The sequence below is a fragment of the Arthrobacter sp. WCS2018Hpa-7 genome, assembly GCF_031843805.1.
Classification (GTDB): Bacteria; Actinomycetota; Actinomycetes; order Actinomycetales; family Micrococcaceae; genus Arthrobacter.
On record NZ_JAVTJB010000030.1, the window covers coordinates 24,417 to 47,566 of the forward strand.

Consider the following 23,150-nt stretch of genomic DNA (forward strand, 5'->3'; position numbering starts at 1 on the left):
CCAGCCCAAACACCCCTTACCACCCCGTCCAGCACCGAAGGGAAGGCAAACCAATCATGGAAACGACAGAAACAATAACGATCAACGTCAATAGCCCGGAGGATCGAGACATTCGTCTTGGCGCCGCCGAACTCGAACTCATCGGCCTGGCGATGAGAGCGGGGACACAAGGAATCCTGATGACCCAACACGGGCACGGACGATACAGTGCGTCACTGTCGGGCGTCGTTCCCTTCGGAATAACACTCTTAGCCGTCCACTAGGTTTCGCTGAATCAGAGATCCCCATACGTCCAAGTCACATGACAAGAAACGGCTTCCTTAAGCAGGCCGTGCCTGCCGGACGTTTGGCCTGCCCGGATTGCAAGGACGGTGCAGCCCTCAAGAAGCCTGCGTCCGGGACCGATCATGCGGCCTCCATCAGTACCGCCAACGGAAAGAAAGGCTGGAAGTCCCGGCTGTTGCAGGCCTCAAGTTGAGTGCCATGAACGAAATCATCGGTATACCGGAGACTTCAGCAAGATGACACTATGACGTTCGCGAATCCATGGCTGCCATCAAGGGACGTGACCTGCAACCAACCGCCCTCGAGATCATCTGACGGACCTCCCGAACCGTCATTGTTTGAGCAGCGTGCGTCTTTCTGACGGGAGGCTGACATATGGGCGCTTATCGGCGTTTGGCCTTGTTCGCTTGAGGGCTCAACCGGCTGGGCACGTTTCCGCCCTATCGAAACCATGGGCAATAAAGCGATTGCGCAACAACTTGTTGCGCAATCGGCTCAGGAGCTCATTCGCCGCGAACGTCCTCTGATGTCGCCCCTCGAACCCTTGCGCCACCATCTGATGGGCTAATCGTCCAGACTGGATCCCGGGACAAGGAGCCACGGTGCCTCAGTACGAACGGCTCTCTTTGGTGCCCGATCGTCCAGAGCGCGTCTGGACGATCGGGCATGCAAAGCAGTTCACCATTGAGAGATTGGCACCAATGTGCGATAGCCAAATGTGCCGCAGCCTGCGGCACATTTGGCTCATAACTGACCTCAGCCGACAGTGCCGCCATAACGGATTGCATCTATTGCCGATTTCTTGGCTTGCATTCCTGTTCACAGGCCGCGCTACTGACAGCCACCCGTATGCATCGCCATCACCCAAATCCTCGAAGCGCCACAGACCTCCCCAGCGGCTCCGTCACCACTTCCTTCACACCTCTGGCATCCAAGGGCGAGTCCGCTGCAAAATCATGCGGGTGGTGCGGGCAGAACTCATGAACTGATGTGAACACGCACAGCTCCGGACAGCAAGCACGTAGCGACACTGGAAATGACGCCAACCCAATAGACCGACTCCTGACCCAGCTGCGGTCCCAGTCATCCGAACTCGAACGTCTCCACGCCATCTACGAAGAGCTGGAGGCCAGAAACGGTCTCCTGCATAACGAAGTCCTTCGCCTAAAGCGCGCCCAGCGAACGAACGTCCAAGACCTCGCCCGCGTGGCAGCTGTCGTGCTCCAAATTTCGCGCGCAAAAGGCATCGCGCTCGATTCAGTAACACTCGACATTCTCCGGAGAAGAGGATGGTTGCCCGCCAGGAGCCGAATTGGAGCACGACGATGACGATGTCCATCGCCAGGCTCTCAGTACGGTCAGGGCTCAAGTACCTGTTCAAGTCAACGATGTTGGACGACTTCTCCCCTACTCCCCCAGACGCCATCAGCTATTACATGAAGACGGGAACGCCCCAAGGTCGTTGGTTGGGAAACGGCCTCCAAGGGATCACCAGGGAGGTCGGAGATACGGTCACGGAATCCGACGCGCGTTCCATCTTCCAAGACGCGACCCATCCCGACAGTAGGGAACCGCTAGGGAGGCCCCACGGGCAGCCGCCGATCAGCCAAGAGGACGGAAATCAAAGAGCGATAAAGCAAGCCGTCGCCGGCTTCGACCTCACGTTCAGTGTCCCGAAGTCCGTCTCCGCGCTGTGGGCTCTCAGTCCACGGCATCTCCAGGAGCAGATCCTGCAGACCCACCACGAAGCCATCGAAGCAGCACTGGCCTGGATGGAAGAGCAGGCCATCCACACCCGATCCGGGCGGAACGGAGTTGCGCACGTCGGCACTAAAGGAGTCATCGCCGCAGCCTTCGACCATTGGGAATCGCGCTCCGGCGACCCTCAGCTCCACACTCACCTTGTCATCGCGAACCGAGTTCAGCGCATCACGGACGGTGCCTGGGTAACCTTGGACTCCCGTTCCCTATACAAAGCCGTAGTCGCCGCCAGCGAACACTACAACGGGCTGCTTTTCGATGCCTTGCACACCAACCTCGGCACGGACACCGACATCCGAGCCCAGGCGCAAAACACACATAATCCAAGCCAGCAACTTACTGGCATCGCTGAAGCCCTTATCCGCGAATTCTCCAATCGCTCAAGGCTCATCGACGTCGAGACCGATCGCCTGGTCGAACAGTGGACCGTGAACCACGGAACTCGCCCGACATCGACGACAACCGTGAAATTGCGCCAGCAAGCCACCCTCTCGACTCGAACTCCTAAGAGCGGTTCACCGTCACCTTTGCGGCTGCTCTCCTCACAGTGGCGCGACAGGGCAAAGGCCAAAGGTTTTGATCCCGAATCCGTCGTGGCTTCCACCATTCAACGCTCCCGCTCACGTCCGTTCCGCGTTGGCGACTTCGTCCCGGACTGGATTGCCGGCGTCGGGCTTGTCACCCGACAACGTGTGGCGGCCAAGCGCTCCACATGGAATCGCTGGAACCTGATCGCCGAGGGTGAGCGCGTGTGTGCTGAGATCCGTTGCGCCTCCCCCGCCGATCGCAACGCGCTGATCGATGCCGTGGCCACGGCGGCAGAGCTTCAATCCGTACCGCTCAACCAGTACCGCTACTGCGTCCCCGCGGATGCCGCTGATAATCTGCGGTTCGCCGGGCGCAGTGTCTTCGACTTCCACGGGTCGCGCCTCTACACGGATGAGTCGACGCTCGCCTTTGAGGACGAAGTCATGGCGGCGAAGAACGACGACGGCGGGCCGGCCGTCCCGGTCGATCTCACATTCCAGACGCTCACCTCATACAGAAACGGCGAAGGGTCACCACTGCACGATGACCAACTGACGGCAGCGTCGGATGTCCTGCTGAGCTCATGCAGACTCGATGCCATCGTTGGGCCGGCAGGGACAGGTAAGACGACAACCCTTGGCGCGGTCAAAGCAGCATGGGAGGCAGCGTATGGGATGGGCAGCGTTGTGGGTCTGGCGCCGGCTGCTGCGAGCGCCGAGGTTCTCGGCTCGGAGCTGCGCATGGTCACTGAGAACGTCGCTAAGTGGCTGCACGAGTCTGCTGGGTCTGGTGCGGCTGAGCGCGCAGACCGATTCTTCCAGGCGGACGATCGACTGCGCAGAGCAGCCGCTCCCGTCGGCCCATTTGTCAACCGGCTTCAACAGGAAGTCACTCGGCTGGCCGCTGAGCAGTCCCGATGGCGGTTTCAGTCCAAACAGCTCGTGATTGTGGATGAGGCCTCCATGGTCTCAACATTCCAGCTGGCAGCCCTGGTCAGCCAGGCCACGGAAGCCGGTGCCAAGATCCTGTTAGTTGGCGACCCGGCCCAGCTCGATTCCATCGATGCCGGCGGTGTGCTGGGTTGGCTTGATCGGCAAGGGAAGGCAGCGCGGTTGAGCACGATCTGGCGCTTCAAGGATCCGTGGGAACGGTCAGCCTCCCTCGGGCTGCGGGAGGGACGTCCGTCTGTGCTCGCAGAGTATGAGGGCCATGGTCGCATCAGGCATGGCCACTACTCGGATATGGTCGACCATGCCTACTCTGCGTGGCACTCGGATGTCTTGGCTGGACGCATCTCGGTCTTGATAGCTCCTGATAATGAGAGCGTCCAGATGCTCAATGAACGGGCTCAAGCCGACCGGGTAAGTCTGGGCGCCGTCGACGCGGAACGTACCTTCCTCCTTCGGGACGGGCTGAGAGCCGGTCGTGGCGACATCGTTATAGCTCGTCGGAATGACAGATCCATTCGCGACGATCGAGGTGAGTTCCTTCGCAATGGGGCGCTGCTCGAAGTCACGGGATTCAATAGACGCCAAGGTGCTCTAAATGCGATACGTAAAGACACCGGGGCTGCCCTACTCTTGCCGAGCAGCTATGTGGAATCATCCCTGGAGCTGGGCTACGCCACCACAGCCCATCGCAGTCAAGGCCTCACTGTCGACACCGGACACACCGTCGTCACCCCTGGGCGCCTCACGCGGGAACTGCTGTATGTCAGCATGACCCGGGGCCGGCACTCCAACACGGCCTACGTCAGCGAGAACGACCCGGACGAGGACGAAATCCTGGACCCGACTGCCCGTTCGAGCTGGCGGGTGATCCTCGGCGAGGTCCTTGCTGCCGAAGGTGCGGAGCGAACGGCTCACGAGGTACGGGACTTCGAACGGCAGCACGCCGACAGCCTCGAGCGTCTGAGCCGCGAGTACGATTATCTGGCTCAAATCGCTGCGAGTATGGATCTCTCGAAAGCTATCGACAGTCTTGTGCCCGGCCGCTCTGAGGAGATGCGCGAATCTCCTGCTTGGGGCGCCGCAGTCGCTGCGTGGCGACGTGCCAACAACATCAGTCGCCAAGGAGCCCATCGGGCCTTGAACGAGACTCTGGGCTCAGAAGCCAATGCGCGGGACCTGGCCGCCGTTATCCACGCCCGACTTCGCAGGTTCTGCTCGGCGATGCCCCCATCGCCCATCGATCCGTTGACTGAGCAGCTGCCGAAAGACCGCCCAGACCTTGCAGTCCTGATGGCCCAAGTACGACGGCGGATTGGGAACCGTGCGGAGCACGTCGCCAACGCGGTTCTACTCGATCACCCTGAATGGGCCACACTATTGCGAAAAGACATCGAGGCGGGTGCAGATCCGTTCGAGTCGGCCGCAATGCTCCGTGATGTGGCCGTGTACCGGGATCGGTGGGGCGTCAATAGCGCGGCACTCGCCCTTGGTCCGACTCCGGCGGACTGGGAATGGGAACAGCGAGCGCAGTGGGACCACCTACGGCAAGAAATCACCCAAGCCGCCACACCAGAGCCAGGGCTAACAGATGTCGGCAACTTGCATGGGTTCGACTCCCCAATAAGCCTGACAAGCGCGGGGTGGCAGCTTTAAACTGGAAGCTGGAGCAATTATGCGTATGAACCCAGTCCTTATGCCGAGAGTAGCAACACCCGCTCTGATCGTGGCGAGCGCAGTGACGTTGGTGCTTGGCCTAATTCTGGCCGCCTTGGCCTTTACGGTTACCGGTACCGCTTGGCTACTGCCGACCATCGCCGCCCTAAGCGTCCTACTCATTGTCGTCTGGAGTCGGCGCCTTCGGGGTCTACAGCGGTGGCAATCGGAAACCGACGCTCAATGGAAGCGTCTCGAGGGTCTAAAAGAGGCCAGCGGGACTACAACTGAAATCACGGTCCTAACCGTCGACGCCCCTGAGCCGACAGGCGCGTGGGTCACCATCAGGTGGAATCGCTTCAACTACATCCAACCAGCATGGATCGAAGCACTCCCGGAGCCCATCTGGCCTGGGTCTGTTCTGCTGATCCGGCCGGATCCAACGCAGGTTCGACCGGGAGTTCCGTGGCCCGGGACGTACCGGATCAGCGGCGAACATGTCCTGGCGTGGGCGCCGCTGGTCGATCGCTAGAGCCTGCGCCCAGCCCCCGAGGATTGCCTATCTCAATCTTTCTGGCCCCGGCGAGCGGACTTATCTGGGCTCACTATAAAGCGGGGCGCTGTGTAGTCCGCAGGAACGTAAGGACTTGTTTTGCCACGATTCGTCACTCGGATTCATCTGTCGATGGTGAAATTAGGGATGTTGCTTGCGCGTGCAACTATTGAGCCATGTCTGGCTCGAGTTCGCTTCTTTCCATATGTTCTGCGCGTAAATACCCAGGTCGGGGTCTCGTCCTCGGGCTCGATGTTCAAGGCGTAGCGTTCGGACTCTACTGGCTGACAGGCAGGAGCCCTGCATCCCAACAGCGGCGGATCCAGCTGAACGAAAGCTCAGTCGTCGTCCAGGATCTAACTGGCGGTCCGACGGACGAGCTTCGGCACTACACAGCGGCCGTTCGGGACTCTCACGCGGTGATACTGGGAAACGGAAGCCACGTTGAAGAGATCTGGGATGACGTTCAGACGGGCACCACCTTTGAAGAGGCCCATCGAAAAATCGACTACGAACCCGATCCCCCGATTAACACCCCACGCATCTCAGCAACAGTGGCCTTGACTCGCAAGGGCGCTCAAGGTTTCGTGACGGCTGGCTCTGTATCAGACCCGCACTGGCCAGGCATCACCCAGCACAGGACCTTACACATCGAGAGCCCTGCCCCAGGGCAAGGGCAGCTCGTCACCACCTACGTCGGCGATTTGGACTCTCCCCAACCAAATGGAAACCCCGTGGTGGTAAGGGTCGAGTCCGCGTGGGAGTCCCTAGTGTCAGAACTTTGGGCAGTGCTCGACCCGAACCTGAAGGTTGCTGTCGCGGCCTTCCCGCTACAAGACGCGAGCTTCCTGTCCGGAATCGTGAAAAACAAGCACTAATAGACGCGCATCAAAACCTCAAACTGAACCGCGGCAGGAGAGGCTAAATGAAGCAACCACTTGTTTCCGGCCCACACGGGCGGCAATGCCACCCTTCTTCGCCGGGCTGCTTCAATCGCACGTTCAAGGGAAATCCAGGAACGAGACTGATCTTCTAAGTCAGTTTATTTCCTTGCCCGGATGGCAGTTTGGGAGGGGAGCCTCGTCGGACATGCACACGACTCACTTAGCCCCTTATCGGTGCGACGTTGGTCCAAGGCAGGGCCGGCTTAAGGTAGCGTCGTCGCATTCTCTTACAGCGGCCGCCCCCTCCAAGACTCCAGATCAACGCGCTTCACTTGCCCAGCCGGGAACCACTGAATGTGATAGTCCCGCCTGTCATCCACCCACTCAACCAGCCCAAAGCTCCTCGTGTATTTGATCGCCCGACCATATATCTCCCCCACACGAACCAAAGGCTGACCACCGGGCTCAAGCTCGATGATCTTGCCGTCGTCAGGTTTGGGGTGGCTATTGTCGGCGTCTATTTGTGCCACCATGCGGGCGAAAGCGGTGGAGTCTTGCTTCGGTCTCATAGCAACAAGACTAGAACATATGTTCGAATGCGGATCACCCCTTACATAGGAAAGCCCACGCCTCAACAAACGAAACGTGGGCCTGAACGAGCCAAGGCGGTCAGACGTTCATGTCATTCACCCGGGCTCCGCCTAAAGGGGACGCCACCACCGGCCCCTTAGTGGTGACGTTGTACGCGGGCCAGCCTGTCGCCGTCGTGGCTTGCGGTCCCGTCGCATCTACAGCGGCTTCAGGCTCGGAGACTGCTCGCGCCGAGCGTTGATACGTCGCAGTGCCAAAGCGAAGGTCTGGCCCAATAGTGTCAGCGATGATCCGCCGCGCCTCACGTCGTTCACCGTCCTTGTCGTAGGAACGGAACTCGAGCTCGCCAGACACCGTCACGGGGTCCCCCTTCTTCAGAGAAGTAGAGGCGTTCTCCGCAAGCATCCGGAACGCAGACACGTTGTGAAAGACCGGTTCGCCATCTCGCCACGTGCCATCTGGGTTGGGAATCCGCTGGTTCACGGCCACGCGGAGTTTCGCGTGCGGAGTTCCGGATTCCCCGATGGTCAGTTCGGGATCTGCGACCAGGTTCCCCGCGATAGTGATGGGGATCTTTGTATTCATGATGGGTTACCTTCCTTAGTCGGCGGGCCTCTCCCGACGAACATCTGTGCTTTCAGGGACCAGCAATCTCGGGACCATTCAATGAAGCATTCGGTCCAGGGACGCCGGCATAACTCGGATTGTCCGCAACGGACCGGTCAACACTGGCGGCAGCGAACTTTCCTCCGAACCCAGGTGGACCCGAGATAGCAAGAATTCCCTTGGTTGCCGCCGTCACGCGCCCCAGGACCGACTTGGCGATGTCCACGCGCGACGCCGGCATCCAGCCTTCTGAGGAGTCGTGCTTCAAATCCTTCTCCGCACGAATCACAGCATCTGCCCAACCAGCCAAATAGGAAGCTGACTGCGGTCCACGATCAATGCCGTGCGCTCGCATGACCGTATAGGCAACCGATTCGGCTTCCACCTCGGCCAGACCGCGATGGTTCGCACTGCTTCCATACAGTCGTCCCAGGCGGTCGTCCGGTCCGTGCAACAGGACGTGACCGAGTTCGTGGGCAAGAACCGCTACCCGCTCCTCGTCGTTCATCCAGGCACCAACTTGAATTCGACGAGCATCAAAGTCGGTATAGCCACTGGTGTAGCCGTGTTGAAATCCCGACACCTCAACCCGGAAGCTGTGTTCCTTCGCAACCTCCCGCAGGGAACTCCACAGATCACCCACGTCCGCCCCACCGTGAGCGTCCGCGCGAGGCACCAGCAGCGGCGTGCCCTCCGTTTGAGTGACGTCAAAGACAGCCTGCCCGCGCCAACCCGTGATCACGTTCTTCTTGCCCCTGCTGACAGCATCATCAGGTGCAGTCTGATTCGTTGGCAGGAGCTTGCGCTGCCCGTCGGCAAGTATCAGTTCCTGCATCGAGGCTGTCCGGGGCGCGATAACCCAGAGCGCGTGCTCTCCCCGCAGAATCGTTCGCCCATGCCGGGCCCACTCTTTGTAGCCGGCCACCAGCGTCGGCTCTTGGGTACCGCGCTGTGCCATCTGCATCATCAGTAGGGCGACGTTACCCCCGGAATAACGCCACAGGGTTGCGGAGGCGTCGAGCAGGACTTGCCAGCGCATGGGCGAATCGATGGCTTCCTCAAGTGCTGTGTGCAGTCCCTTGGTCAGTTCGGCTATGCGTTCCTCGGGTGACAGGCGAACGTTCGACGGCGGCGCGGCGGCTTCCGATGCACCGCTCGCGCCAGCATTAAGTTCAGATGCAGAGGCCACGACAGCCATCCTTCGTGCTTCTAGACGCCCCGAGAAGGGATCACCTATTCATGTCGAACCACCGCCGCAACGGCATGACGGAATCAGCTACTGGTCTGATGGGTACCCAGCTTCCAGTCCTCGAAGTCCGGCACTGCCGGCACGATCCTCACGACCGGTTCCTTGTGGCTCTGCAGCCCTACGCATCCGGCCGTCCGCGTGTGTGTTCGAAGACGCTCGACGCCGTGGGGCAGCCTCTCGTGGAACGCCAGCGGACCGAATCCGGAGTCGTCTGACGTGAAGGACGCCGCTTCCGCCCGCTGAAGCGCGTACAACTCTGCCACGATCTCCGAGTGCCGCCACCAACAGTCCGGCACCACCGACGTCGTCAGCTGATACGTGGCCACAAACCAGCGAACCCAATCGAAGAGGCTCTGCCACACCACCTCCGCCTGCGTAGATGACATATCCCGCCACCGATGCGTCACCCCGACGCTGCGCGGCGACGGCTGGAACGACGATCGGAACAGTTCCGCCGTGAGTTCATCATCCAAGTCAGATACCCGCCCCACCTCGAAGTCAGAATCGTCCGCCTGGGTACTCATGAATCAGCCTCGCTGTTCGCTTCCTGCCGACTCAGGTGGCCAGCGGCCAGCTCTCGCTCGGTCTCCAGCTTCGACCGACCCAGCTCAGCGGCGTCCTTCCGCCGATGCCAGTCACGCAAGTCCAAGAGGATCGGACGAGTTCGTCGGCCAAGCATGAGCGCCGTACCAACAGGAAGGCGCCGGATCTCATCCAGACGAATCACCGGGCTCTCCCGAATCTGTTCACCGTCCTGACGGCCCTGAGATGACCAGGAACGGGTGTTGAGGATCAGGCTCCGCTCCCCCAGCAGACCCGCCAGCGAGCGCAAGTCACGCTCATCCGAACCTCCACCGAAGATCACCTTGATGATCGCAGAATCCCAGATGGTGGCTGCCTCCTCGATCGACCATCCGCTCCGCGCCTGCGAAAGGGACTGCAGAACCACGAGCGTTGAGATGCCGATACCACCACCATCAGAGAGCACTACAGGCAGGCCAGGCCACGGCGATAGATTCGCTATCTCGTCGAGGATCAGAGAAAGCGGTGGATCGAGTCGGCCTCCAGGTGCGACGAAGGCCAGCTCTCGCGCGGCGTTATCGATGTCGTCGATCAGGGCGGACAGGTAGGGGCCAGCGGCCGCCGCTCCAGAGCGGGTGCCAATAAGGTAGAGCGTCCCCCGTTGCCTGATGAAGGCTTTGGGATCAAACTCCTGAGCCTCGTCTTGTGGGTTCAGCGCCGCTAACACTCTCGGAGATGAGAGTGGAGCCACGGCTGCTGAGACCCCAATCCAGGAGTTGGAAGTGTTCCGTGGGTCGTCTTCCAAGATCCCCATCAGGTCAGCCTGCCACCCCAACGCCGCGCCGGGACGCCCCAGAATATCCAGCGCCTCTCTGGCCAACACCGGGCTGGACGACCATCGGCGGAATGCTGCGATGCCCTCCCCTGACAGGGCAGCCGCGTGGAGCAGGCACTGCAGCACGATCAGCGAGCGCTTTTGCCACGCTGCGTTCTCGCCCTTCATCTCTGTATCTGCGGTGATCACAAGAGCCCGTCGGGTTGCGATATCCGGGTCACCGCAACCACGTACCGGCGACCAGCGCAGCGTCGTTGGCAGACCTGACATGCCCTGAGGATCAAAGACTGTAACCGGCCGCCCATCAGACATCCGCGCTCGCATCGTGACTACCAGGTTGTCAGCTCGCGTTGATGTGGTGACAACAGCACCGGGCGCATCGAGAATCGCATTGATGACCACGTATAGGCCCTTGCCCGACCGAGGAGCCCCCTGAATGACCATCGACTCTTCGGTGGAAACATGGATGGTCACTCCACGCGAACGCCCAAGTGTCCACGACACATCGTGAATGCTCGGCTTGCTGAGGCCTGGCCGAGTGAATTGCCCACGCTTGCGGACGGCTCTGGCTCCGAAGTCCCGCAGTATCTCCGCCCGGCCAGCTACGCCATCCCTGCTCAGGATGTCCTGCCGCAGCCATGCGCCTGACTGTTTCCAGGTTCTCCACGCGAAGGCCGCCGCGACTGCGAGCGCCGCTAGCAACGTGAGAACGACGCCCACCATCCACCACACCGCAGCCATGTCTACAGTGCAGTGTCGGGAGGAACCAACAATCCATTCCTGACGCCCAGCGAGCAGCCCGACGCCTGCAGCGGGGTTGAAGAACGACGGCGGCCTGCCGCCACAGTGCCCAGCGCCAACAAGGTGGGCAGCTGCCTGGACCAACAGGCAGAAAGCCATGTAACCGGACAAAGCCCAGAGTCCCACTGAAACCATGGGACTGCTGCTACTCGATCTCGCCCTCACAGGTGCATCCGGTCATCGGTGCCAAACACTTCCAGCTCGTCCGTGGTCACTCTGTTGGCAACGATGAATGAACGGTTCCCCACCTTCCAAAGCCCAACGCCCTTCGGAAGGTTCTCCACGTGCTCGCACTCAGCTTCTGTGAGACCCAGGGCTTCTTTGGTGAGGCGCATGGCGTCATGCTTCTGGCGATAAATGATTCGCGTATCTGCTTCTGTCAGCAGCCCCAAGGCCTTTTGACGGTGACCGCTGGTGCTGTCCCCGATCTCGTTGAGGTCAGCCACTTTGTGCATGATGAGGAGGTTGGCAATCCCGTAGGTTCGCGCAAGGCGCCATTGCTCGCTCATCTTGGCCAACATGTAGGGATCGGCGAGCATCCGCCAACCCTCGTCATACACCACAAGCCGCTTGCCGCCGTCGGGGTTTGTCACTGCTGCTTCCAGCCAAGTGGCGCAGCAGGCTGCGGCAAGGGATAACGCCTGTTCGGACGCACCGATGAGTGCGGACGTGTCCATGACCATCATTGGCGCGTCGGCGTCGAAGGCCACCGTGGACGGCGCATCGAACATGCCTTCCAAGTCGCCGGATACCGTGCGCCGCAGCGAGTGACTGACCGATGCGCCGCCCTCTTTACCGACAAGCGCGAGCGTTTCTGCGGAAGGACTCAAGAGGTGGTCCAGCACCATAGGAAGGGTCGGCGTCGAGTTTTCCGCGGTGGTTTCCATGAGGGCCATGTCGAGGGCGGTGTGCTCGACGGGATGCAACGGTGTTCCTTGACGCATAAGAGACACCAAGGCCACTACGAGTTGCCGGCGTCGCTGTCGGACGACAGCCTTCCACTGAGTGTCCGATAGAGAACTGGGCCGTGGACCTGCGTCCAAAGGGTTCACCCGAGCGGTGCGTCCGGGACCAACGGAGATGACTTTGCCGCCCACAGCTTTGGCCACCGCCACCCATTCACCCTTGGGATCAGACGCAACGGCCGCTTTCCGTCCCAACGTGATGGAGCGAGCAACCAGCGACTTCCCACACATCGACTTGCCAGTGCCAACCGTGCCAATCACTACGATCGAAGGACCGCTGATAATTCCCTTGTCGTACAGGATCCACGGATCGTAGGAAAAAGCTCCCGAACCGAAGACGTCAGTTCCTATGTACGTTCCCTCGTGGCCAAGACCTGACTCCGTGATGAAGGGGTAGGCCGCCGCAAAGGTCATGGTCGAGGCGCGGTGAGGTGCCGGCCGCAGTCTATGCGGTCCCCATAGTGACTGCGGTTCCCTACTCCCCCAATCGCCGACAAGGCGCTCGCGGTCGCCGCGCCGTTCCAAGGCTTCGTCGATTCGCTGGCCGAGTTTGCGCTTCTGCGGCAATGACTCAGCGGTTGTCGCCTTTCTGAGGCTCTTGCGTTCGGCGCGAGTGCCCGACGGCGTATAGGTCACCTCTTGGTTCTTGAGGCTCATCGCAGTCCCCTTCCCAAGGGCAGTCCTCCCGCGATGAAAGCTGCCCACTGTTGCCCCGCCAGCAATCGCAGTTCCACGAACGCTCCGGCCGCTGCAGACTCGAGTTCGTGGCGGTGTCGGGCCAGATCCTCCAATGACGCCGCGGTGATCGTCACGAAGGCGGTGGGCCGAACATCGCCATGTCCGGCAACGATCTCTTCTTCCCGTTGCAATACTTCTTCTTCCTCGGCTCGCTGCTCCCGCGTCGTGGGCCTGTCGAACCGGGCATTAATCCTTCGCCGGGTTTCATGGGCCTCCTGGGCCGATCGGATGTCCCGCAGCGCCTCCAAGGTGGGTACCGCACGAATTACCTGCGTGACCGTGTGCCGGAAGTCTCCGACGTAAACTAGCGGGTGCAGGAACCCGGGATACACCTTTTGCCGCGGCCATTCTGCGACCCAGAAAGTCTGGTGGAATCCGGAGTCCGTGCGGAGGTAAGTCCAGTGCTCCTCGAGGGCCATTGGACTTGAACTCAGCCGCCGTTGCTCGCTCGGCTGGGCATTCTGCGGCTCGCGGTCTTTCCTCGCCGACCCTCGGGAGACCGCTTCAGGATCAAAAGAACCCCTGAACACTTCAAGTAGTCGGGACTCCGAAAGCCACTCGTCCACCCGCACCCCATGAGTTGCCAATGATGTAGTGATTGCCTGTACCTCCAAGCGCAGAACACGTTCGAGTCCGCCTACGCCGCCGCCGGACTCTTTGATGCGCCTCCTCGACTTGGCGGTATCCACAACAAGGGAAAGCAAGACGTCGTGACTCATGGCGGATCCAGCAGCAGCAATCAAGTCCTGATACGCCACCTCACCCCACGAATCACCACCGGGTTGGCCACCGTTTTGCACGATGGTGTGATCGTAGAAGTCTTGGAGCGCTGACGATGGATACGGAACCGTGTAGTCCTGAACGGCGATTCTTGCTATGTCCGAGCGTTGGGCGAGTCCTGCTTGTACCCGTGACCATGCCTGGGCTGCCCACGCTTTGTCATCGTCGTCGAGGAGAGCGAACGATCTGGTGGTGCAACGCAAGACCACAGTTGCTTCCTTGCCTTGAAGGTCCACGATAAAGCACTCTCCACGGCTCGTCATCTGAAGTTTGAGACTGCCAAGACCACCTGGCAGCGCAAGCTTCCCCGCTTTCAGTGCTTTCTCGGGACGGGCGATGTATCGAGTCTGGCCGAGGATTAGTCGCACAAAAAACAGCGTGATGAGGCTGACCCAGATGGGATACGGGATTCGAGCGTGTTGGAGCACCCCCATGAGCATGAGCAGCAGCCAGATGGGACTCATAGTCGTCAGTCCGACAGGACCTCCCGCTGCAGAGGCAATGATCGCCGTCAGGATGCCGAGGGCCAGCAACACGAGCTGGTACCACTTCAACCCCATAAAAATGCCACGGCGCTCGTATCGGGGAAATTTGACGGCCTCAAGGGCACGGGAATCTTCAGTCATGGGGTTTCTCCGGAGGGAAGTGCCCCTCAGAAGCCTTGGGCCTGATGGGCGGCAATTGAGATGCGGGCAGCGCGCTGCCCGGACTTCGCACCTCGGGCTGCCGAGGAGTCCTAGGGCGGTTTGACTTTGGCGGACCGACAGCCTGGTTCCGGCCTATCGGCGACGGTGTCGCAGACGACGCTTGCTTGCTCTGCTCGGATACGACCTCTCCACTCACCACGTCGTCCCGCCTTGCGGCGCCTCCGCGGGCAGAGTTTGCTCCGTACGATGCCGAAGCGTTTACACCTGAGGTGAGTATCGGCGTCGTGCTCGTCAGGCCTCGCGGCAGGGGCAGTGAAGGTGACAACACGCGCGTGGGGAAGTCTCTGCGACTTGAGGGAATGGGTCGCGCTAGTGACGATCTGCCCAACATTGATGCAATCGTCATGCGGCCACCGAGCTGCCGGCTGAACTGCCTGGAGACAACGCTGCTGCTGCGAGCAAGAACGTGGCCGCCGCCAGCCGTTTGAGCTGCTGCTGCGAGTTCGCCACCGGCAAAGCTCACCAGCCTCAGCGCCATCAGTGGCGCTCCGCAGGCAAGAACCATACCGACAGTGCCAGCCGCCAACCCGGCAAAAGACGTCGACTCCGCAAATAGCTTGATCGCCGCCGCAAGAACTGTGGCTGCCAGCGGTTTTGCCAGTAAAAGCGCGACGACGACTTCGCACCACCGCCCGGCCCAGGCCTTTGACTTCTCCCAGGGCATCATCATGAGGGCGACCGGCGCGACGGCTGCCAGGACGGCGAGGGCGAACGTCCTGAAGATCATCGAGCACATGAGGATGAACGCCAGAATCCAGACGACAACGACAGCCATTACTGTCACTATCGCGCCGCCGACAGCTCCGCCTTGATTGCCGGGCGCCAGGGAGATGACATTCCATTCGCGCTCGGAGCCTTGGGGAGCTCGTTCGAAGCCGAAGAGCCGCATGAACACGACATACGGATCTGTCCCGATCGACTCCAGGAGAGCGGTCGAAGCAGAGTCAGTCACTCGGGTGAGCTGCTGGACCAGGTAGACCGCCGCGGCAACTAAAGGTACCGCAGCCGCTCCCCCGACCAGTGCTCTGATCAGCCTGCGAGGTTGCTGACTGATCAGTCCGGACAGGAGTTGGAGGATCATCACGACCACCAGCGGAGTCATCATCACGATGACCCACCAGTTAGTTAGTCCGCCAATGGCCGCCCACTGCGAATCGTCGACTTCGGAAACCCTGAAGGCCCCAGTGATGAACCCCCACATCCATGAAGCGATGTTCTGTAGGACGTTGGCGAAGATTGAGGTGATGGAGCCTTGGACGCCGTCGTTGGCTTGTGAAACCAGTCCGCAACCAGGCGGCCACCAACCGTTGAGGTCACACTCGATAGGCATGATCGTGAGCGGCTAGAAGCCCAACGGAAAGGCCGTCTGGGACCAGAGTATGTAGCCGTTGATCCCGCCGAGGATTGCCGCGACGGGGCCGGTCCACAGCAGGATCACCCCGCCGCCTGAGGCAAGACGCGACGATTGGCTCAGCTTGCCGGCCAACAGCATCGCAGCTCCGATGATCGCCACGATCGCGATGACGATGAACGCGCCAACGAGGATGCCGCCGCCGATCTGCTTGAGGGATTCAAGAAAAGGAAAGTTCGCGTTTGGTGTGATCCCAGGATCCACCGCTGCCAGTACCATTTGGTGCTCCATCCAGTCGTCTTCCTATGGAATGAGCTGATTGAGCTCACGACTTCATGGATGTGCAGCGTGGGGACAACATGACGAAGCAAGAGGTAAGAGAACCAAAGCACTAACGCAGGCCATCAACGCCGCCCCGAGGAAGGGTTGCTGGCCATTCTTAGCACAACAGACAGTATCCTGACAGTTCGTCTTCGCAGCCTTCTAATGGGACTTACGATTGGGCCTAGCCTTGCTTTACCGTGACGGCCTTGATGCCTAGGGCGCTTTCCAATTCTGTGTGAAGAGTTTGCAGTACCAATGCCCCGCGTTCGCTGGGGACGGCCTTTCCGAGTTCCGCAAGGTAGCTTGCCACATCCCGTTTGCCAGGGATGCGGAGCCCGGGCTTGGATTTTGCCCAGAGTTCCAGCTGCTTGGGACGAGGTGTCTTGCTGGCCTCATCAAAGACGAAAGAATCCTCGATATCTGCAGCGGGGTTCCAATCACGCAGCAGTTGCGAATAGGCGTCCCGGTAGACTACAGGCTCGAGAAGATGCTCGAGCATGAGTTCCCCGAGCTCGACAACCTTGTCCTGAGAGACTCCCGCGGCGACAAGATTCTTTTTCAGCTTCGCCCCGCCCGGATCGCTGTCCACAAGGAATGCCACTCGTGCACCTTCCAGATTCAGATCTTCATAGTCCTCTGGGGAAGACTCGGAAAGACCAGGGGCAATTTGGTATGGCAACTCCGTCAGATTCGTCGCAGCCCGAATCAGCGATGGCAGCAAGAGCATTTCCGTTGCCCCTTCCGCGAGTACAACATATCGGGCAGTAGCGAAGGCTGACGCTCCCGCTCCCATCGCGATCATAAGTGGGGTAAAGCCACTAGCATTTCGCCAAAAGCTGTTTTCCAGAGTGCTCTCCTGTGAGTTCGAAGCGCTTGGAAGTACAGCTCGAACGTTTGTTCCCAGGTCAGCTGGCAAGCAGGCCGGCGAGTGAGTCGTGTAGATGACTTTGGCGACTTCCTCCTGACGTGAAAACGATGCGACGAGGTCGGACTGCGCATCGAGGTGAAGGTGCGTTTCCGCCTCATCAATAAGAAGAATTGGCTTGACATCATGTGACCGGCGTTCGAGAAAAGCTATAAGCGCGACATACATTCTGAGTCCGGCGCTTCGTTCATCAATCGGGGTGACTATGTCCTCGTCTTGGACGATTTCTATGTAGAATGTCGTGCCTTCAAGGTTAAACGAAACAGACAGGTTTGACTGTCGCCACGATTCCCTAAACTTCCGTTTGAGTACTCTGTTGGCCCTTTGAACCCTGGTTCGGTGCGCAGCCCGATTGCCGTCACGGATTTCTGCCACGAGGTGCGGCAATGACAGACTCGCCATGTCCGCAAGGTTTTGAATTGAAGCGGGAACCACCTGGAGCGATTCCTCAGTCAGGGCGAAGGCAGAAGGTAGGGTCCTATCCCCCTCAGAGAACAGAAGGGCCTCGGGAACCATTTCAATCAACCGGCGGCGTACCTCACCGGCCGGCGACTCGGCACTGGCCCAATCGAGGAGGCCAGAGATTGCTTGATAGGCCTTGGCTTCGGCCTGAAAAAATTCGGCGGACTCCAGCAAGTCTTCGAGCTGCTCACGAAGATCGGAAACTCGCTCACGTAGCGTGTCTGAGTCCTCAGCCTCCTTCAAGCTGGCGACAATGGAGTCCAAATTCTCGCTCGCTTGCTTAGCACGAACCGACCAATCCTCATCCGGCTCAGCGTCCTCAAGTCCTTCCAAGGGCACCAAAGCATTGCTTGTGACGGCCAATCGGAAGCGGTTGGCCAGTTCGGTAGCTTCGGCCCTCGATCTTTGAGGACGCGGTTCCACCGACATGAATTGAGTGGTATCTCCGGCTCGTCTTGAAAGTTCGATCGTTCGCGGAAGCTCCTCGAGATCCAAGTCGCTGAAGGCTTGAGATTCAACCTCGTCGAGGACATATATACCCTTAACGACAGTTGTTTCGTCTGTTGTCCCGACGGTCCTAGAGCGGCGTGCGTGTGGAAGGGTGTCTGATGTATCCGTCAGGTAGTGCAATGCATCAAGTAGCGTCGATTTACCGGCCTCATTTGGCCCTACGATAGCAATGACCCGGGGACTCAAATCAATCGAGCCCGCAGCAATTCTTCCGAATCCGCTGATGGACGCTTTCATCAGACGCAACTGTTTGCCCCTTTGACTAATTTTTCTTGGCCGCCAACTTACCGGCGGCCCTTCGATCCACAGGAATTGTGCAACCCAATCTTCGCACGTCACTTGATCTGCTTTGCAACGCAACGTCAGGGAGTCCGATTCGGAACGCCACCACACCGGCTCTTGGCGTTTGAGCTTATTGGAGGATCGTTCTGGTCCGTCTGTCACCCTGCCAGCGGCGTCCACATTGTCATTGCAGAGCAAGAGGGACGACGTCGAGAGTAATGGAGGCGGGTTTCGGTTTCAGTGCGATACGAGCGTCGGGCCCGCGCCTGTCGTAGGTCAGTCGAGAAGGTCGAAGTAGGCCGTTCCTGGATTCCAGTCGATCGGATGCATCAGCGTCCCAGCGGACGGGTTGAGCGCGCTGTACATCATGCCGTCGCCAGCGTAGATCCCCACATGCCCCCAGTTGTAGGGACCTTGTGGGTTCTGAACGACAAGGTCTCCGATCTGAGGGTCACCGGTCATCCGTCCTACTCGCCACTGCTCTACGCGGGGCAATTCGATTCCAACCTGCCGATAGATCCACAGCACAAACCCCGAGCAGTCCCAGGCCTTGAAAGCCGTCCCACCCCAGACGTAGGCACCACCCACACCCAACTGTGTGTAGTGCAAAATGTCTTGTCGGATTTGGGGCAAGCCTTCTGCGGAGACCAGCTGTGGCCGGCTGCTCTCCCCCACGCTGCACGTCGGGACCGTGGTGACACCTTGGAGCAGGTCAACGATGGCTGTTGCCTGCGGTTCCCATCGAGCATAGAGCTCTGGAAACGCTGAAACTTGGACTGCTTGAGCTGCCTGCCCTTTGCTCATGGCAGACCAGCCTGGTACATCCAGCAAACCTCGGGGACTGCCTTGGTTCGGTCCCGACGGCCCTCCATAGAATGCCCGTGCGTTGTAAGAAAGATCCATCAGCTCTGCAACGGTTCCCCATCCAGCCGCCGGCCGCTGCTGTGCCGAACCTACTGAGTCGTGGTCGCTCCCCACCCCGTCATGAGGATACTGAAATGACGCGGGGACATTCGCGTTGGCGAGCATCCGGAGGGTCGACTCCTGGAGAGACATCATTATGGCGATCACCATCGCCTCCCGTGGGACGGCAAGCTGCTTCCCGACGGAAATGTACCCCTGCGCCACAGCAATCTGGCTTGCGGAGAGTCCAACGCCTTGACCATCAGGCCGAGATCCACTGTCCTCGAGGACGCTTTGTGTGACAGCGCCGCTACTCGACACACACCCGACGGGCGACTGCGGCTTGTCACCCGCCAAGGCTAAAACGACGGTACAGACGACAACAGCTAGGGAAAGCACGATGACGAGAACGACGGCGGTTGCAGCCCGTACTAGGGCTCGGCGCCTGACTAGGGCCATCGCCAAAACTGGATGCGGCATCAGTAGATGATCCGGCTAGTCGAGGCATAGAAGCCGACCATTTGGCATCGATCAGAAGGGGCGGTCGCTGCGGGCGGGCAATTGGCCATGACACTGACCGGCGCTGTGTACGAATTGCTGGTACTGACTGTCTGGTCGATGACCTTGAGACGAACCGTGCAGACGTGAAGCCCCGCCCATGGAGCCGGGCGTTCGCGAACTTTTACGAGTTCGTTGTCGCATGCCAGGGATTCAAACGTCGCTACCCTGTAGGCACCTTGGCCCGCAAGCGAAGCGAAGGACCCTGCGTTTATGCCCGTTGCCTCAAACTCCTGGACGAGGACGGCCAACGGATTTGATCCGTCAGGGAGGACGAACCACCAACCCCGAATTCGAGCGTACACATCCGAATAGGACGAACTTCGGGTGTCCCAGCTATAGATAGCCACGGCGGCCGCGGAAGCAAGCGCCCGATAATCGGCTGTGACAGGCGGAACGTTTGCCGGCACTTTAGAAAGTGGAGCTGACCTCGTTGGCTTCGGCGAAGGCGTTTGGGAAACACTCGGCAGAGCCCGCGGCGTCGAAGATTTAGTCGACGGAACACCCGCCCCTTTTGTAGACGAGGACTCCCGCGGTGCGACGAGAACGGCGATGAGGGCGCCTACGATGGCCGCCAGTGCCAGGCCAAACATCCACGGACGAGTTCGTCGCCCGCGCCAAAGGGATTTCACCATGTCTGCCTCCTAAGCCAATCCGTGGCTCGGCTCGCCAGTGAGCAACATGACTCAGACAGCCGAAGTCATGGAACTGCGAATGACTCTCCATGCCGTTTGATATAGCCGACGGGCCGTGCCGATTTGAACCGCCACGTATCGATCAGTGACTTTGAACTCCTCGGCAATCGCGGCTATGGCAACCTGCCTTTCGACGCCGTGATGTTCGGGCAGAACGACTGCTTCGGCCACTCCCCGCAGCAGCGGACTCGGAAGACAACTAACGGCATGCCGACACAGACCGGGCATGTCGTGCACAGCTTCAGGATCTACATCCAACGCTTGGCTTATGGTCTTTGCAGTCTGCCGAACCGTGGTGACTGCATTCCAACGACGACGGTCTTGCGGCGACGGAGGGGCGTATCGTCGCGGCTCGGTTAGGCTACCCACTGCGAGGCGCCATACCGGAGCAGACACAGCGGCCCGAGTCAGCCCGAGAACCATGTGCGCCCATTCTTGATCGATGATCTCCTCGGCTTCTCGGTAATCACGGGACACGACCAGCACCGTTAACTGCTGGAGAACCTCCGAACTCTCACCATTGCCCGGATCCAAAAGCAGCGGCAGCGTCTTGTGGCCGAGTTCCCTTCGGACGTGCGCTGCGCAGACATTCCCGGTGACGCCTTGCACCCACGCCCCAAATGGAACCCCAGGGATCTGCCGGTAGTTACCGCGTGCCACCCCGTCCCAGACAGCCATCCTGATGTCTTGCATGACATCGTCCACATCGCACGAGCGGCCGATTCGAGCCAAGTGGGAGATGACGTAGCGGCGCACGCCTTCGACCGCTCCCATCATCTGGTCGACGGGTACAGTCAGCGTCGGCGCCACCGGACTCAGCAGCGAAATATCCACAGGGGATGGGGTTGAGTTTTCTATTTCAGCGTTGCCCGCCAGGCGTTCCAGGCTCATGGCTCTCACCGCTTCGACTAACGGATTTGAATATCTTCAGAGTCACCAGATGGGGCGACTCGACGTGGCAGGAACAATCCTGACCACAACGCAAGCTTCTAAAAATTATTGTCAAAGATAATTAAAGTATCGTCAAGACCCTAGTTCTTACTTTTCGCATGTTGTTCAGCAAGAATGGAGCCATGCCACGGATCACGCAGCCTCACGACGACGCCTGGTCGCCCGACGTTGAAGACGCTGTGGCGACGTTCGGGAACCGCTCACGGAATGAGATTCTGAGGTTCCTGACGGCGAATGGTCCTGCGTCCAGAGGGGACATCGTCGCGGCAGTCAGCGCCGGCGAGCCCAGCGTCGCCAAACACCTCATCGCCCTGGAACAGGTCGGCGCCATTGAGGTGGATGTGGAAGCCGGGCGGCGGCATGGCCGCTCTCCTCGCTACTCAGCGAATCCTGCCCGCATCAAGGAGTTGCTCGACGCCCACCTTCGGTATGTCTTGGAGGAGTAGCTGCGGCCCGCTCCCCGTTCGGGTGCAAGTCGATGTCTTTGTTTAGATACTCGGAGATGGCGCGTAGCGTTTCCGGCGAGACGTCCCCGAGCGCCCTAACGGCGAATGACTTCACCCGGGCTGCCCTCAGAGACTTCACAAACTCCAACTGCGAATCGATGCGTTCTGGAACGTCGCCTTCGATGCCGTTCAGCAGATAGGAGGGATCGACGTCGAACATCTCGCAGATAGCGGCTAGCAGCTGCGGATCGCTGACCAGCCGGCCTGTTCCATCCTTCATGTAGAACCATCTTGCTCGAGAGATCTTGATTCCTCGAGACCGGAGTCCGGCCTCAATCTCCCTAAAAGTGACGGGCGAACCCCTCTCGGCTACTGCGACGTCGAGCAGCAGGTTTAGCCGGCGGGCAAGGGTCGCCTGTGGTGACAACTCGCCGTTGCGGCTAGCGTCTTTTGCCGGCATGCTCCACTGCCTCGTTCCAATAGAAATACTGCTGCATTGCCATCAGTATTCCGCGAGCGCAGTGACTAAACAATCAACCCCACCTTGAATCTTTTCCGCGATCTACATGAGGCGTATCCTGTTGCTGTAGACCCGTCTACAGCAAGCATCCCCCAAACCTGAGCCGTGGTTTGAATGTCTACATCCATCTTGATGAACCGAACACGGAGCCAGATCCTTCGCTTCCTTATCAGAAGTGGGCCATCGACCCCTGGCGTCTTGGCGTCAGGACTACGGGCTTCCCGCGCGACGGTTCAGCGTCATCTCCTCGTCCTTGAGTCGGCTGGCTACATTCAGGCTTTGGCCGACGAGCGTTACTCCGCTCACGCCTCATTGGTCGAGTGTCAGCTCATTGACCTAGCGGCCCAGTACTCAGTGCAAATGCCTCCTACGACTGCGCTCCCGCTGATTCAGGACTAGAGCCAGCCAGCGGGAGACCGTAGAACCACTCCTCGACCGATCGCTCCCACTTTTCGGGGTCGACATTCCACTCCAGAGAGTGGCCCACAGATTCAAACTCCACCAATCTGACTAGGTCCGGCCTCAGACTGGCAGCTTTCTTGGATGCTTCGAAGGGCGTTGTGTCGTCCTTCTCTCCATGGAGTACGAGGATCGGTTTGTCCAGTTCCGTTGCTCGCGCCAACCAGTCCAGGGAATCGAGACATATGGGTTCAGCAAGGCCGGTCACCCACCGGAGGGCCTTGGATTGAAGAATGGTGAAGCCCAGGTGCACAAGTGGCCGAGGAAGTCCGGCCGCATTGGCGTTCGCTGCCAGGGTCGTGGGGGGGGGGGGGGGGGGGGGGGGGGGGGGGGGGGGGGGGGGGGGGGGGGGGGGG

General features: G+C 59.9%; 18 protein-coding genes. 5 read left to right on the forward strand and 13 right to left on the reverse strand.

What is annotated here, in order from left to right; translation table 11 throughout:
• Positions 1–56 precede the first annotated feature (56 nt).
• From RQH14_RS21460 to RQH14_RS23200, 3 genes are all read left to right on the forward strand, one after another.
• Entirely contained in the window at positions 57–263 is a 207-nt protein-coding gene (locus tag RQH14_RS21460) for a hypothetical protein (RefSeq protein WP_311215143.1), read from the forward strand.
• 1,347 nt (positions 264–1,610) lie between these two features.
• Positions 1,611–5,177 carry a MobF family relaxase gene (gene mobF, locus RQH14_RS21465; protein ID WP_311215144.1) on the forward strand — a complete coding sequence of 1,189 codons (3,567 nt, stop codon included), beginning with the start codon at positions 1,611–1,613 and terminating at the stop codon, positions 5,175–5,177.
• A gap of 729 nt (positions 5,178–5,906) precedes the next feature.
• Positions 5,907–6,608, forward strand: a complete 702-nt coding sequence (locus tag RQH14_RS23200) for an IMP cyclohydrolase (protein ID WP_396136340.1) — start codon at positions 5,907–5,909, stop codon at positions 6,606–6,608.
• A gap of 293 nt (positions 6,609–6,901) precedes the next feature.
• On the opposite strand, the gene RQH14_RS21470 is transcribed toward RQH14_RS23200, so the two are convergent.
• The 12 genes from RQH14_RS21470 to RQH14_RS21525 all read right to left on the reverse strand — a co-directional run bounded on the left by RQH14_RS21470 (position 6,902) and on the right by RQH14_RS21525 (position 21,309).
• Positions 6,902–7,183, reverse strand: coding sequence for a hypothetical protein (locus tag RQH14_RS21470; RefSeq protein WP_311215145.1), 282 nt, complete (start codon positions 7,181–7,183; stop codon positions 6,902–6,904).
• Between the two features lie 100 nt (positions 7,184–7,283).
• Entirely contained in the window at positions 7,284–7,790 is a 507-nt protein-coding gene (locus tag RQH14_RS21475) for a single-stranded DNA-binding protein (protein ID WP_311215146.1), read from the reverse strand.
• A gap of 52 nt (positions 7,791–7,842) precedes the next feature.
• On the reverse strand, positions 7,843–9,000 hold the full coding sequence (locus tag RQH14_RS21480) for an ArdC-like ssDNA-binding domain-containing protein (protein WP_311215147.1): 1,158 nt from the start codon (positions 8,998–9,000) through the stop codon (positions 7,843–7,845).
• Positions 9,001–9,083: 83 nt separating this feature from the next.
• Positions 9,084–9,584, reverse strand: a complete 501-nt coding sequence (locus tag RQH14_RS21485; RefSeq protein ID WP_311215148.1) for a hypothetical protein — start codon at positions 9,582–9,584, stop codon at positions 9,084–9,086.
• Positions 9,581–11,353, reverse strand: a complete 1,773-nt coding sequence (locus RQH14_RS21490) for a TraM recognition domain-containing protein (protein ID WP_311215149.1) — start codon at positions 11,351–11,353, stop codon at positions 9,581–9,583. Before RQH14_RS21490 ends, RQH14_RS21485 begins: the two co-directional genes overlap by 4 nt.
• Positions 11,354–11,379: 26 nt before the next feature.
• Positions 11,380–12,840 (reverse strand): ATP-binding protein, encoded by a 1,461-nt coding sequence (locus RQH14_RS21495; RefSeq protein ID WP_311215150.1) that lies wholly within the window; start codon positions 12,838–12,840, stop codon positions 11,380–11,382.
• Entirely contained in the window at positions 12,837–14,327 is a 1,491-nt protein-coding gene (locus tag RQH14_RS21500; protein ID WP_311215151.1) for an SCO6880 family protein, read from the reverse strand. The genes RQH14_RS21495 and RQH14_RS21500 overlap by 4 nt, the downstream gene beginning before the upstream one ends.
• Positions 14,320–15,738 (reverse strand): type IV secretion system protein, encoded by a 1,419-nt coding sequence (locus RQH14_RS21505; protein WP_311215152.1) that lies wholly within the window; start codon positions 15,736–15,738, stop codon positions 14,320–14,322. The genes RQH14_RS21500 and RQH14_RS21505 overlap by 8 nt, the downstream gene beginning before the upstream one ends.
• 12 nt (positions 15,739–15,750) lie before the next feature.
• A complete protein-coding gene (locus RQH14_RS21510; protein WP_017197424.1) occupies positions 15,751–16,038 on the reverse strand; it encodes a hypothetical protein in 288 nt (95 codons plus the stop codon).
• Positions 16,039–16,264: 226 nt separating this feature from the next.
• Positions 16,265–18,217, reverse strand: a complete 1,953-nt coding sequence (locus RQH14_RS21515; protein WP_311215153.1) for an AAA family ATPase — start codon at positions 18,215–18,217, stop codon at positions 16,265–16,267.
• 321 nt (positions 18,218–18,538) lie between these two features.
• Positions 18,539–19,066 carry an NlpC/P60 family protein gene (locus tag RQH14_RS21520; RefSeq protein WP_311215154.1) on the reverse strand — a complete coding sequence of 176 codons (528 nt, stop codon included), beginning with the start codon at positions 19,064–19,066 and terminating at the stop codon, positions 18,539–18,541.
• 1,343 nt (positions 19,067–20,409) lie between these two features.
• Positions 20,410–21,309 (reverse strand): sigma factor, encoded by a 900-nt coding sequence (locus RQH14_RS21525; protein ID WP_311215155.1) that lies wholly within the window; start codon positions 21,307–21,309, stop codon positions 20,410–20,412.
• Between the two features lie 182 nt (positions 21,310–21,491).
• On the opposite strand from RQH14_RS21525, the gene RQH14_RS21530 reads away from it, so the two are divergent.
• Positions 21,492–21,815 carry a helix-turn-helix transcriptional regulator gene (locus RQH14_RS21530; protein WP_091466822.1) on the forward strand — a complete coding sequence of 108 codons (324 nt, stop codon included), beginning with the start codon at positions 21,492–21,494 and terminating at the stop codon, positions 21,813–21,815.
• Here the strand turns inward: RQH14_RS21530 and RQH14_RS21535 are convergent.
• Positions 21,769–22,275: a hypothetical protein gene (locus RQH14_RS21535; RefSeq protein WP_311215156.1), complete on the reverse strand. Its 507-nt coding sequence runs from the start codon at positions 22,273–22,275 to the stop codon at positions 21,769–21,771. The two genes, RQH14_RS21530 and RQH14_RS21535, sit on opposite strands and share 47 nt — an antisense overlap.
• 192 nt (positions 22,276–22,467) lie before the next feature.
• On the opposite strand from RQH14_RS21535, the gene RQH14_RS23205 reads away from it, so the two are divergent.
• Positions 22,468–22,734, forward strand: a complete 267-nt coding sequence (locus RQH14_RS23205) for a winged helix-turn-helix domain-containing protein (protein WP_396136341.1) — start codon at positions 22,468–22,470, stop codon at positions 22,732–22,734.
• The last annotated feature ends 416 nt before the right edge of the window (positions 22,735–23,150 follow it).